Below are 13369 nucleotides of genomic sequence, written 5' to 3' on the forward strand. Positions count from 1 at the left end.
TGCAAAAATGGGGGGACCATAGATTTTTGTTGGGCCTCGCTCTGCAGTGATCGCGCCCTGCCTCAGGACACGGGCTGCTCCTGCAACAACCCGCCTTCGATCCGCACATGCCGCCCATGGAAGCGCTTGAGGCTACTGCGATGGCCGACGCTGACGATGCTCAATCCAGGCAGCTCATCGATCACCGCCTGATACAACGTGGCTTCATCCTCTTCATCCATGGCCGAAGTCGCTTCATCCATGTACAGCCATTGCGGCGCGAACAACAACGCGCGGGCAAAGGCCAGGCGCTGTTGCTCGCCCGGCGAGAGCATCCGTTGCCAGTGGTTGGCTTCATCAAGGCGAGCGACCAGGTGCGGCAGGCGGCAGGTTTCCAGGACCTGTGCATAACGTTCTGCCGGGTACACGCTGCCGTCCTGTGGATAACTCAACACATCCTTGAGCGTACCAATCGGCAGGTAGGGCTTCTGCGGCAGGAACAGGTAGCGCTTGGCCGGCAGGCGAATGCTGCCATGGCCGGCTGGCCACAAGTGGCCCATCGCACGCAGCAAGGTACTTTTACCACTGCCCGATCGCCCGCTGAGCATCACCCGCTCGCCCGGTTCCACGGTCATGTCGGCGTCGGTGAGCAAATGACGGCCGTCGGCCAGGTCCATCCCCAGGCCCTGCACCACCAGGCGTTCGCCTTGGGGCTGCACATCGATGGCCGCAGGGCGTTGCTCGTTCTCGCTCATGGCCTGCTGGAAGCTCAGCAGACGATCACTGGTCGCACGCCAGCTGGCCAGGTCGGCGTAGGCCGTGATAAACCAACTGAAATTACCCTGCACGTTGCCGAACGCCGAGTTGATTTGCATCAGCTCGCCCAACTCGATCTTGCCGGAGAAGTAGCGCGGTGCAGCCACAATGAACGCAAACACGGTGGCGATCTGCTCATAGCCGGCGGTGAAGAACGTCAGGCGCTTGGACACTTTCATGATGTCCCAGAAGTTATGCCAGACCTTGCCGAACCGCGCACTCAAGCGCTGGTTTTCGTTAGGCTCGCCGTTGTACAGGGCGATACTCTCGGCATTCTCCCGCACCCGCACCATGGAGAAACGCAAGTCCGCCTCAAACCGTTGTTGCTGGTTGCTCAGGCCGATCAAGCGTCGACCGATCAAGTGGGTCAACCAACTGCCGACTCCGGCGTAGACCAGGGCACACCAGAACATGTAGCCGGGGATGGTGATACCGAACACTTCAATGCTGCCCGACACGCCCCACAGAATGATGGAGAACGACACCAGGCTGACCACATTGCGTAGCAGCCCCAGGCCCAGGTTCAAGGTATTGGAGGTGAAGCTGTTGAGGTCTTCGGAAATCCGCTGGTCCGGGTTATCGGTATAGCCGCCCTGCTCCAACTGGTAGTAGTTCTTGTGGCTGAGCCAACGCGCGAAATACTTTTCGGTGAGCCAGGCACGCCAGCGAATGGTCAACATCTGGGTCAGGTACAGGCGGTAGACCGCGCCGAGAATCGCCACCGTGGCGATACCGCAGAAATAGATGATCTGTTGCCAGAAGGCGGCGGTATCCTTATTTTCCAGGGCGTTGTAGAAGTCTTTGTACCAGTGGTTGAGCCATACCGATATCGCCACGCTGAACAGCGACAGGCCAATCACCACCGCCAGCAACAACCAGGCCTTGCCCTTCTCTTCACTGCGCCAATAGGGCGTGATCATCGCCCAGGTTCGGCGGAAAAACTGCCCACGCACCGCGTCATTGACCGCGGAGTACTCAGCGTTCTGATTCATTGTTCAGGCTCGGTAGGAAAAACATGACAGGCGTTTGAACCGATCATAGACGATCGGTTCAGGGCGCCGTGCAGCCTGAAGCAGATTGTTCAGACTTCGTTCAGCGCCGTACCGGACGTTTCTGCAGCTTGCGTTGCAGGGTGCGGCGGTGCATGCCAAGGGCGCGGGCGGTGGCGGAGATGTTGCCTTCGTGCTCGGTCAGCACACGCTGGATGTGCTCCCATTGCAGGCGATCCACCGACATGGGGTTTTCCGGCACCAGGGTATCGAGGTCGGCATGCTCGGAGAGCAAGGCGGCCAGCACGTCGTCGGCGTCGGCGGGTTTGCACAGGTAGTTGCAAGCGCCGCGCTTGATCGCCTCGACGGCGGTGGCGATGCTGGAGTAACCGGTGAGGATCACCACGCGCATTTCCGGGTCGAGCTCCAGCAGCTTGGGCAGCAGCACCAGGCCCGAGTCGCCGTCCATCTTCAGGTCGAGCGCGGCGTAGTCCGGCAAGTCGGCCTGGGCGATGGCCAGGCCTTCTTCGGCGGAGCCTGCGGTGCTGACACGGAAGCCGCGACGGCTCATGGCGCGTGCCATCACGCGGGTAAACGTGGCGTCGTCATCTACCAGCAACAGATGCGGCAGTTCTTCGCCTTCGACTTGGATCTCGTCACTCATCGATATCTCCTCGTGCGACACGGGGCAGGCGCAGCTCGGTGAGCGTGCCACCTTCCTCATGACTATAGAGCTTCACTGAGCCGCCCGCGCGGGTCACGCTGGCCTTGCTCAAAAACAGGCCGAGGCCGAAGCCTTTGCCCTTGGTGGTAAAGAAAGGTTTGCCGATCTGCTCGGCAATAGCCAGCGGCACACCGGCGCCGTGGTCGCGAATACTGATCGTAAGGTCGTCCACATCCCAATCCAGTTGCACTTCCAGGCCCTCGGGGCAGGCATCGGCAGCGTTGTTCAACAAGTTGAGCAAGGCCTGGGTCAAGTCCGGCGGCGGCGCCATGCGCGGCACACTGCCCTGGCCCAACAGGTGGAAACGGTAACTGGCTTCGGGGCGCATCAGGTGCCAGCGGTTCAGGGCTTCGTCGAGCCACTGGGTCACGTCCTGCATCTCCACCGCCAGGCGGCGATTGGCTTCGGCAGCACGCACCAGTTGCTGCAAGGTCTGCTTGCACTGCTTGACCTGTTCGCGCAGTACGCCGAGATCCTCTTGCAGCGCCGGGTCGTGATGGTCCTGGGTCATTTCGTTGAGCAGCACGCTCATGGTCGCCAGCGGCGTGCCCAGCTCATGGGCGGCACCCGCGGCCTGGGTGGCGACGGCCAGCAGTTGCTGGTCGCGCAGGCCCTCTTCGCGGCGGATGGCGCGCAACTCTTCCTGACGGCGCAGCTCTTCGGCCATGCGCGCAGCGAAGAAGGTGATGACCGCAGCGGACAACGCGAAGCTCAGCCACATCCCGTAGATCTGCAGGTTTTCCCGTGCAATGGGGAAGGTCTGCAAGGGGTAGAACTGCGCCAGCAACAGCGTGTACAGGGTCAGCGCGATGCCGGACAGCACCACCGAATAGCGCCACGGCAAGGTCACGGCGGCGATCGTCAGTGGCACCAGGTAATACGAAACGAACGGGTTGGTGGAACCGCCCGAGAAATAAAGCAACACACTGTGGATAAACAGGTCGCAGGCCAGTTGCAGCGCGTATTCGAGTTCGGTCACCGGCCAGGTGGTGCGCAGCCGGATCGCGGTGAACACACACAGCACGGTGGAAAAGCACAGGGTCACGCCCAATTGCAGCCACGGCAGAGGCAGCAGGTCGAACCAATAGGCGAGCCCGACGGAGCCGGCCTGCGCGGCCAGTACCAGGGTACGAATGAACGTCAGGCGCCAGAGGTTCTGGCGAGTGGCGGAAGTCAGTTTTACGGCGGCGAGCATGAGCTCTCCCGATGAGCGCTGCAGGCGGATCGGCAGGAGTATAAACGAAGCAGCACCGCCGACACGGCGCGTGTGGCTCTTTGACGCAGGGCGGACAAATGACCGTTCGTCGGCAGCGCCCCAACCTGTAGCTAATGTGTAAACCCGAAGAACCCAACGTGACCGTCTACAGTCATACCGATACGACCCCCCTAAGGAGCTTCCATGTCTCGTTTCATTCGCAGTGCAGCCATCGTCACCCTCAGCGTCGGCAGCCTCGCCAGCCTTCAGGCCATGGCCGCCGATGAGCTGCATTACAACCAGATTGCCCTGCGCGCCGAGGTCAGCCAGGAGGTGGCCCGCGACAAGATGATCGTCACGCTGTACACCGAATCCCAGAACAGCGACCCGGCCAAGCTCGCTGCCGAAATCACTACCACCCTGAACAAGGCCCTCGACCAGGCCCGCGAAGTCAAAGGCGTGACCCTGCGCCAGGGCAGCCGCAACAGCTACCCGATCTACGACAACAAGAACCAGAAGATCACCGGCTGGCGTGAACGCGCCGCGTTGCGCTTGGAGAGCGCGGACTTCCCGGCGCTGTCCAAGCTCACCGGCGAACTGCTGAACACCTTGAAGATGGAAAACATGGATTTCACCATCGCCGACGCCACGCGCAAGTCCAGTGAAGATGCGCTGCTCAAGGAAGCGGTCACCGCATTCAAGGCACGCGCACAGTTGGCCACCGATGCACTGGGCGGCAAGGGCTACAAGATCGTCAACCTGAACCTCAACACCAATGGTTACCCCATGCCTTACGCCCGTGCCGGGATGATGATGAAAGGTGCCCTGGCCGATTCGGCCCCTACCCCTGAAGTGGAAGCCGGCACCAGCCAGGTCAGCATGACCGCCGATGGCGTGATCGAAGTGCTGCAACAATAAAGTACTGACTGAAGCAAACGGGTTCCTGAAAACTCACTGAGTAGCGAACCCGTTCTCTGACAGATTGGCATCTGGCGCGGCCTTGAGGACGCGCCTTTTTTATCGGTGCAGCCGTAACTTCATAAATCAGAACACATGGCGCATTACACGCCTCTTCATTCTCCCCCCCCCTACCGCACGCTGAATACGCGCCTTTATCCGACGAAGTCATGCAATCAGCCGCCAGGTCTTTTCAGTAGATGTCAGCCGCAACCATGTGTAACGAGAACAAAGCCAAAAGCAGGAACGTCAGTACGATCATTTTCCACGCAAGTATCGAATACATAATCGCCAGGGAGGCTAATTTACGGAGATCGATACCGAATGATTACATCTGCCTCAAACACTCTTCCCACATCCATGCCAAATGGGCCTCGCACCTCACCAGAGCTCGCCACCCAGCCTTCCCGCAATAACACAGAACATGCACCCCGGCAAAAAAGCCCAAGGAGAAAACACCATCACCAAACACTGATCCCCGGTCTACCGTATAACCCAGGGGTGGATAAATACATCGCTAAAGCCACTGAAGGTTTTAAAACGCCGAGCCAAAGTACCGCTGAAATTATCAAGGCCGAGTTGAAAACACGGTGGCGCAAGGACATTGATCCTGATAACACGTTTATTGTCACGTTGAACTACGACCCCAAGCAGCCAAAACCCAGGGGTGGCAAAGTCTTAAACAAAATATCGCTGACCAAAGCCGCGTTACATAACGTACAGCGCGCCAATAAGAAAGACGAACACCAGACGGAGTCCGAAAAACAGCGGTCGACCCTGCACACCTGGCTCAACCGGATGGCGCCGTTGAACCCTTTGTCGGTGCTGGAGAATAAGATTGACCCGCTGGCGCAACCGCAGAAGACCTACGAAGGCATCTTTGTCGGGGCGGCCCCCGGCCAGAGGGAGGTTTATGGCGCTACAAACCTGCTGCGCGAGACCCCAGCCGCCTTCCGGGAGATCGTGTGGAACACCGAACGGAGCAAACCCTACACCGACTTCCTGAATAGCTTTTGGCCTGCCCATCAAAGCAAATACGAACAAATGAGCAAAGCATCCCTGGTGGGTGCTGCCCTGCGGCAATTTGAGAACAACAGTTTGAAGGCAAGTGATACCGACCTGGTCATGCGCGCCGCCGGCCTGCCGTCGAATACCACTTGGGAGCGTCTGAAACTGGACGATCTGGCCCCCGCCACCCGCAAAGACCCCGATGTGGAAGTAGGGCTGTTGAGTATCAACGGCTTCAAGTCCACGGACTTGCTCTACATCACCGACAAAAAGCCCCAATTGGGTGACGACGGCACCCCCATCAACCGTACGTTGCTGTACATCCCGGGAAACTCCTCGCCGATTCATACGTTCGACAGCCACGCCCGGATGAAGACATGGCTGGCTGAACAGGCTGGCGACCCGGTCAAGCGTGAAGCGCTATCGATGCACTTCCGCTTGCGCGACCAGGCTGATCGTTTCTTCTCCGAAGGCGTCAATCAAACGTTGGTCGGTGTCAGCGGCTGGACCAAAAAAAATGCACCCGATGCCGGGCCTCTCGAACGGCTGAACGAATTCGATCCGCAACAATTCATCACCACCGAACCACTGTCCGGCGACCCGTTCGCGGTCATGACCCAGCGACAGAAAGAACGCTCATACGCCGACGCCGAAACCGAGATCACCACGGACGGCGACGTCACCAAAGCCACCCTCCTGGAAGTGCTGGAGAACACCAGCAAAATCGCCTTGATGATGACCCCGCTGGCCATGGTCATGCCAGAAGTGGCGATAGGGCTGGAGGTGTTTTACGCTGCCGCCGGCGCAGTGGAGGCCGGGGTTGGCGCCGACGACCTCAAGCATGGCAAGCAAGGCGGCGCAGACCATATTGTGTTCGGTGTGCTGAATGCACTGCCTAGCGTCGTCCATGGCGCCAGCAAACTGGTCACCGGTGCCGCCGAGGGCGAAGTCGTCGCAGCGAATGCCGCAGAAGAACTATCGCCACCCTCACGCGAAATCCCGGAAAAGCCCGTCGACATCAAGCCCCGCGCCGAGGAAAACGTTGCCAACCGTCTCCGCCCGTCCCAGGCCGCCGATATCAGCGCCTATGCAATCCCGGATGGCGAACGCGTTATTGAAGGCTTGCAGGCAAATGCAAAAGGCATGCATCAGCTTAAAGATGCTTCCGGCGTAGACCGGTGGTTCATCCGCTACACCGACGCTACGGGTATGCCCAAGGTCTACGAGATCAGAAGCGACTTCAAACTGCGCGACGACTACGTTCAGATCATCGACCCACAAACCCGCAAGCCGGTGATGACCGTGCATTCCACCGGCGATGGTGAGTGGGCACCGGGTATCGGCCCAGGAGGTGCCCGCGAGTGGCCATGGAAAAAAAAGATCCCAGCACCGACCCAGGATGAAGTCCTGAACAAAGTCCCCAGCGTTTCGAGTCAGTTTGTTGAAGTAGATGGCACCCAGATGGCAGGGGCAAAAATCTTTGACAAGTACGTCAATGCCGACACAAAAACCAACTTCACTTTTTCCAGTGAGCACTATGAACAAGGTAGCGAGATCAAGCGTAGGCTGAAGATCGATTGGGCGGCCAATGACGGCGTGTATTCGGTGTCAGACTCCGAAAGGGCAATCCCGTCAGAGTTCGGGGCCGGCGAGTACGCGCCGAACTTCATCAAAGACCTGCACCGTAGCCCCTACACGCTGCGCGTTGGCGCAAACGAAATTGAAATGGACTTCAACAAACTCAAGGCCAGCTTTGAAAATCCACCTGCAAACCTGGAGGACAGCTTCCTGCGAGACAACCTCGCCAAATTTGAACAAGCAGTGCCCGATCCAGAACTGCGCGCGCGGATTTCCGAAGTTGCCCACCAGGGAGCAGCAGCGTCCACGTGGCAGGAGCTGGGTCCCCCCCTGCTCAAGGACAACTACTTGACCAGTGCGGGTGACCGTCACTTTCTCATCGACTACAACCCGGCGGCCGGAGACGCCGACGTCACGATCTCTGCCAAGTGGAAGCTGACTGATACAGACTCCGCTGAGCTCGAGCCCATCAAGGATATGGACATCTCATCGACGCGCACTTTCAAGATCCGCAAGAGCAACGGGGCAGAAGGTGATCGATTCAATATTGAAGGTCCCTCGAATTCCCGCCTGCAACTGTCGGTAGGGTAATAACGATAGAACGTTCTCGACTGACCTGAAAAGCCTGAACGGCGGTAACCTCGGTGACCGCCGTTTTTTGTCTGGGCAACTTTGTATGCCTGCCACTTCAGGAGTCTCCATGGAAAGAATCACCTTAAAACCACTGCTCCTCGCTGCCGGCCTGCTGGCCTTTATGCCGCTGGCCCAGGCCGCCAGCACGTTGGTCTACTGCTCCGAAGCCAGCCCCGCCGGTTTCGACCCCAGCCAGTACACCAGCGGCACCGATTTTGATGCCTCGGCGGAAACCGTGTTCAACCGCCTGACCCAGTTCAAGCGCGGCGGCACCGAAGTCGAGCCCGGCCTGGCGACCCGTTGGGAGGTGTCCAAAGACGGCCTGACCTACACCTTCCACCTGCGCGATGGCGTCAAGTTCCACACCACCGATTTCTTCACGCCTTCCCGCGACTTCAACGCCGATGATGTGCTGTTCACCTTCAACCGCTTGCTGGACGCCGACAGCCCGTTTCGCAAGGCTTACCCCTCCGAGTCACCGTACTTCACCGACATGGGCCTGAACACCACGATCAAGAGCGTCGACAAACTCGACGAGCACACCGTGCGCTTCAACCTGAACAATGTCGACGCCGCCTTCGTACAAAACCTGGCGATGAGTTTCGCCTCGGTGCAGTCCGCCGAGTACGCGGCTCAATTGCTGAAGGAAGGCAAGGCCGAAGACATCAACCAGAAGCCGGTAGGCACCGGGCCGTTTGTGTTCAAGCGCTACCAGAAGGACTCGCAGATTCGCTATGTGGCCAACAAGCACTATTGGAAGCCCGAGGATGTGAAGCTCGACAACCTGGTATTCGCCATCACCCCGGATGCCGCGTCACGCCTGCAGAAACTCAAGGCCGGCGAATGCCAGGTCAGTGGCTATCCGCGCCCCGCCGACATCGAGGTGATGAAACAGGACCCCAACCTGCGCGTGCTACAGCAAGCCGGTTTCAACCTGGGCTTCCTGGCCTACAACGTGACCCACCCGCCGCTGGACCAGCTCAAGGTGCGCCAGGCCCTGGACATGGCTATCGACAAACCCGCGATCATCAAGGCCGTTTACCAAAGCGCCGGACAATTGGCGCAGAACGCCTTGCCACCGGCGCAGTGGTCTTATGACCCGACCATCAAGGACGCCCCCTACGATCCGACCAAGGCTCGGGCTCTACTAAAAGAAGCAGGGGTTGCACCAGGTACGACCATCAACCTGTGGGCCATGACCGTGCAACGGGCTTCCAACCCGAATGCGCGCATGTCGGCGCAAATGATCCAGCAGGACTGGGACAAGATCGGCATCAAGGCCAACATCGTCAGTTATGAATGGGGCGAATACATCAAGCGCGCCAAGAATGGTGAGCACGATGCGATGATTTACGGCTGGACCGGCGACAACGGCGACCCGGATAACTGGCTCGGCGTGCTCTACAGTTGTGCTGCGGTCAAGGGCAGCAACTACGCCAAATGGTGTAACCCGGCCTACGACAAACTTGTCCAGCAAGCCAAACTCAGCAGCGATCGCGAGCAGCGCATAAAGTGGTATCAGCAGGCACAAAAAATCCTTAAGGAACAAGTACCTATAACGCCTATTGCAAACTCGACGGTTTTCCAACCCCTGCGAAAAGAAGTGCGAGACTTCAAGATCAGCCCGTTTGGATTGACGCCTTTCTACGGCGTGAGTCTAGATAAGTAACAGCCGCGCCCCAACCGGGTGCGCCAGGCGCGCCATATGGGTCTTTTTGGTGCGCCTTGCGCACCGAAAAAACCCTCTAAACATGCCCATTTGTGTCAAAACTTTCATAATTGCGACATTCGTGTACGTTCGTACCACTCTTTGCCGCTTGCAACCGTTCAGCATCTTGCAATGGGTATGGCCCCTGCATAAGTATCCGCAGGCCGACTCACGAGGTCGCCCTCACCACCAAAAATGACAACAAATCATGAGGCCAACATGCTTAAACACGCAGTCCTTCCGTTATTAGTGAGCGCTGGCCTTATGGCCGCCGCCCCCTTTGCCCATGCGGCAACTAACCTGGTGTTCTGCTCCGAAGGGAGCCCGGCCGGTTTCGATCCAGGCCAGTACACCACCGGAACAGACTTCGATGCTTCGGCCGAAACCATGTTCAACCGCCTGAGCCAGTTCGAACGCGGCGGCACCGCTGTGATTCCTGGCCTGGCCACCAGCTGGGACGTGTCCCCGGATGGCCTGACGTATACCTTCCATTTGCGCGAAGGCGTCAAGTTCCACACCACCCCGTACTTCAAGCCCACTCGTGAATTCTCGGCTGACGACGTACTGTTCACCTTCAACCGGATGATCAATAAAGACGATCCATTCCGTAAAGCCTACCCCACCGAGTTCCCGTACTTCACGGACATGGGGATGGACACCAACATCAAGAACATCGAGAAAATCGATGACCACACCGTCAAGTTCACCCTTGGCACCGTGGACGCCGCTTTTATCCAAAACCTGGCGATGAGCTTCGCGTCGATCCAGTCGGCTGAATACGCCGCCCAACTGTTGAAGGAAGGCAAAGCCCCGGACATCAACCAGAAGCCGATCGGCACTGGCCCGTTCGTGTTCAAGAGCTACCAGAAAGACTCGAACATCCGTTACACCGGTAACAAGGACTACTGGAAGCCTGAAGACGTCAAGATCGACAACCTGATCTTCGCCATCACCACCGACCCATCGGTACGCATCCAGAAGCTCAAGAAAAACGAATGCCAGATCACCTTGTTCCCACGTCCGGCCGACCTCAAGGCGCTGGGCGAAGACAAGGACCTGAAACTGCCGCACCAGGCCGGTTTCAACCTGGGTTACGTTGCTTACAACGTCATGGACAAGATCAAGGGCAGCGACCAGCCTAACCCGCTGGCAGACCTGCGCGTGCGCCAGGCGCTGGACATGTCGGTGAACAAGCAGCAGATCATCGACTCCGTCTACCAGGGCGCCGGTCAACTGGCCGTCAACGCCATGCCACCGACTCAATGGTCCTACGACACCACCATCAAGGATGCCAAGTACGATCCCGAGAAAGCCAAAGCACTGCTCAAGGAAGCCGGCGTCAAGGAAGGTACCGAGATCGTCCTGTGGGCCATGCCGGTCCAGCGTCCGTACAACCCGAATGCCAAGCTGATGGCTGAAATGCTGCAGAACGACTGGTCCAAGATCGGCCTGAAGGTCAAGATCACCAGCTACGAATGGGGCGAGTACATCAAGCGCTCCAAAGGCGGCGAGAACCAGGCCATGATCATTGGCTGGAGCGGCGACAATGGTGACCCGGACAACTGGCTGAACGTGCTGTTCGGCTGTGATTCGCTGGCCGGTAACAACTTCTCCAAATGGTGCGACAAGAAATTCGACGGCATCGTCAAAGAAGCCAAGGCCACATCGGATGTCGCCAAACGCACCGAGCTGTACAAGCAGGCGCAACATATCCTCAAAGATGCAGTCCCGATGACACCTATCGCGCACTCGACGGTGTATCAACCCATGCGCAACTCCGTGCAGGACTTCAAGATCAGCCCGTTTGGCTTGAACTCCTTCTACGGCGTGAGCGTAAGCGGCAAGTAAGGATCACTGGCGGCGGCGTTTCAGAACGTCGCCGTTATTACATCCGCCTGGACCGTAGGAAACAGACCACATTCGCAATCGCTGCCGTCCTACGGTAACGAACTGCGATTTGCGACTCCGTTGCCTACAAGGTCAGTCAGATTTGACGCATTTACTGCGAAGTCCGCGACCCATAACGTCGTAGGACAGCAGAGGCATCTAATTCGGAAAGGCACTTGCTGCGAGTGGGATCAGTGATGTCTCCCTGGCCGAAAGCCCGGGGGATTGCTCGCTGATGACAACTACAAACAAGGATCGGGATCGTCATGCGCCATACCACCGTTCTATCCGCAATTTTTGGCACCAGCCTGCTGGCTGTGGCCACGATGGGCCAAGCCGCCGACAAGAAGAGCCTGGTGTTCTGCTCCGAAGGCAGCCCGGCAGGGTTCGACACCGCGCAATACACCGCCGCCACCGACAACGATGCCGCCGAGCCGCTGTACAACCGGCTGGTCGAGTTTGAAAAGGGCGAGACCAACGTGGTGCCTGGCCTGGCGACCAAGTGGGAGGTTTCCGAAGACGGCCTGACCTACACCTTCCATCTGCGCGAAGGGGTGAAATTCCACAGCAACAAGGAATTCAAGCCAACGCGGGACTTCAACGCCGACGACGTGCTGTTCACCTTCAACCGCATGCTTGACCCCGACCATCCGTTTCGCAAGGCCTACCCCACCGAGTTTCCGTACTTCAACGGGATGAGCCTGAACAAGAACATCGCCAAGGTCGAGAAGACCGGCCCACACACCGTGGTGATGACGCTCAACACGATCGACGCCGCGTTCGTGCAGAACATCGCCATGAGCTTTGCCGCCATCCTGTCGGCCGAATACGCCGAGCAGTTGCTCAAGGACGGTAAGCCCAGCGACATCAACCAGAAGCCGATCGGCACTGGGCCCTTTGTATTCCAGCGCTACCAGAAAGACTCGCAGATCCGCTTTGTGGCCAACAAACAGTACTGGGACCCGAGCAAGGTCAAGCTGGACCAACTGATTTTCGCCATCAACACCGACGCCTCGGTGCGCGTGCAAAAGCTCAAGGCCGGGGAATGCCAGGTCACCCTGCATCCGCGTCCGGCCGATGTCGACGCCCTCAAGGCCGACCCGAACCTGAAACTGCTGACCAAGCCGGGTTTCAACCTCGGCTACATCGCCTACAACGTGCGCCACAAGCCGTTCGACCAGCTTGAAGTGCGCCAGGCGCTGGACATGGCAGTGAACAAGCAGAGCATCCTCAATGCTGTGTACCAGGGCGCGGGGCAATTGGCAGTCAACGCCATGCCGCCGACCCAGTGGTCCTACGACGACAGCATCAAGGACGCCGCCTACAACCCGGAAAAAGCCAAGGAACTGCTCAAGGCCGCCGGCGTGAAGGAAGGCACCGAGATCACCCTGTGGGCGATGCCGGTGCAGCGGCCGTACAACCCCAACGCCAAGCTGATGGCCGAGATGCTGCAAAGCGACTGGGCGAAGATCGGCCTCAAGGTCAAGATCGTCAGCTACGAGTGGGGCGAATACATCAAGCGCACCAAGAACGGTGAGCACGATATCAGCCTGATCGGCTGGACCGGCGACAACGGGGACCCGGACAACTGGCTGGGCACTCTCTACAGCTGCGACGCCATCGGCGGGAACAACTACTCCATGTGGTGTGACCCGGCGTACGACAAGCTGATCAAGCAAGCCAAGGTCGTAACCGACCGCGAACAAAGGACTGTTCTGTACAAACAGGCGCAGCAACTGCTTAAAGCGCAGGTGCCTATCACGCCCGTCGCCCACTCGACGGTCAACCAGCCGTTAAGCGCCAAAGTCGAAGGTTTCAAAGTGAGCCCCTTCGGCCGCAACGTGTTCTCAGGCGTCAGTATCACCCCCTAAAAAAATAACCGGATTTGCAGAGAG

Annotated in this window: 8 protein-coding genes; 5 read left to right on the forward strand and 3 right to left on the reverse strand. The window is 58.6% G+C overall.

Annotation, left to right across the window (positions count from 1 at the left end; translation table 11 throughout):
• Positions 1–62: 62 nt before the first annotated feature.
• The 3 genes from A7317_RS03175 to A7317_RS03185 form a co-directional block, all read right to left on the reverse strand.
• Positions 63–1787 (reverse strand): ABC transporter ATP-binding protein/permease, encoded by a 1725-nt coding sequence (locus A7317_RS03175; protein ID WP_069075190.1) that lies wholly within the window; start codon positions 1785–1787, stop codon positions 63–65.
• Between the two features lie 100 nt (positions 1788–1887).
• A complete protein-coding gene (locus A7317_RS03180; protein ID WP_010565532.1) occupies positions 1888–2448 on the reverse strand; it encodes a response regulator transcription factor in 561 nt (186 codons plus the stop codon).
• Entirely contained in the window at positions 2441–3703 is a 1263-nt protein-coding gene (locus A7317_RS03185) for an ATP-binding protein (protein ID WP_024073420.1), read from the reverse strand. The genes A7317_RS03180 and A7317_RS03185 overlap by 8 nt, the downstream gene beginning before the upstream one ends.
• Positions 3704–3907: 204 nt before the next feature.
• On the opposite strand from A7317_RS03185, the gene A7317_RS03190 reads away from it, so the two are divergent.
• From A7317_RS03190 to A7317_RS03210, 5 genes are all read left to right on the forward strand, one after another.
• Positions 3908–4621 carry an SIMPL domain-containing protein gene (locus A7317_RS03190; RefSeq protein ID WP_024073419.1) on the forward strand — a complete coding sequence of 238 codons (714 nt, stop codon included), beginning with the start codon at positions 3908–3910 and terminating at the stop codon, positions 4619–4621.
• A 540-nt stretch (positions 4622–5161) separates the two neighbouring features.
• Entirely contained in the window at positions 5162–7837 is a 2676-nt protein-coding gene (locus A7317_RS03195; RefSeq protein ID WP_069075191.1) for a dermonecrotic toxin domain-containing protein, read from the forward strand.
• A gap of 109 nt (positions 7838–7946) precedes the next feature.
• Positions 7947–9548 carry an ABC transporter substrate-binding protein gene (locus A7317_RS03200; protein WP_069075192.1) on the forward strand — a complete coding sequence of 534 codons (1602 nt, stop codon included), beginning with the start codon at positions 7947–7949 and terminating at the stop codon, positions 9546–9548.
• Between the two features lie 258 nt (positions 9549–9806).
• A complete protein-coding gene (locus A7317_RS03205; protein WP_024073416.1) occupies positions 9807–11435 on the forward strand; it encodes an ABC transporter substrate-binding protein in 1629 nt (542 codons plus the stop codon).
• Positions 11436–11800: 365 nt separating this feature from the next.
• The gene (locus A7317_RS03210) at positions 11801–13345 is read left to right on the forward strand and encodes an ABC transporter substrate-binding protein (RefSeq protein ID WP_370531113.1); all 1545 of its coding nucleotides are present in this window, start codon (positions 11801–11803) and stop codon (positions 13343–13345) included.
• Positions 13346–13369: the final 24 nt, after the last annotated feature.

The organism is Pseudomonas fluorescens (assembly GCF_001708445.1).
GTDB classification, from domain to species: Bacteria; Pseudomonadota; Gammaproteobacteria; order Pseudomonadales; family Pseudomonadaceae; genus Aquipseudomonas; species Aquipseudomonas gorinensis.

What these genes read in the sequence shown, in the direction of transcription:
- A7317_RS03175 (WP_069075190.1), bottom strand. Translation starts at nt 1,787, where the DNA reads ATGAATCAGAACGCTGAGTACTCCGCGGTCAATGACGCGGTGCGTGGG.
- A7317_RS03185 (WP_024073420.1), bottom strand. Translation starts at nt 3,703, where the DNA reads ATGCTCGCCGCCGTAAAACTGACTTCCGCCACTCGCCAGAACCTCTGG.
- A7317_RS03190 (WP_024073419.1), top strand. Translation starts at nt 3,908, where the DNA reads ATGTCTCGTTTCATTCGCAGTGCAGCCATCGTCACCCTCAGCGTCGGC.
- A7317_RS03200 (WP_069075192.1), top strand. Translation starts at nt 7,947, where the DNA reads ATGGAAAGAATCACCTTAAAACCACTGCTCCTCGCTGCCGGCCTGCTG.
- A7317_RS03210 (WP_370531113.1), top strand. Translation starts at nt 11,801, where the DNA reads ATGGGCCAAGCCGCCGACAAGAAGAGCCTGGTGTTCTGCTCCGAAGGC.
- A7317_RS03205 (WP_024073416.1), top strand. Translation starts at nt 9,807, where the DNA reads ATGCTTAAACACGCAGTCCTTCCGTTATTAGTGAGCGCTGGCCTTATG.
- A7317_RS03180 (WP_010565532.1), bottom strand. Translation starts at nt 2,448, where the DNA reads ATGAGTGACGAGATCCAAGTCGAAGGCGAAGAACTGCCGCATCTGTTG.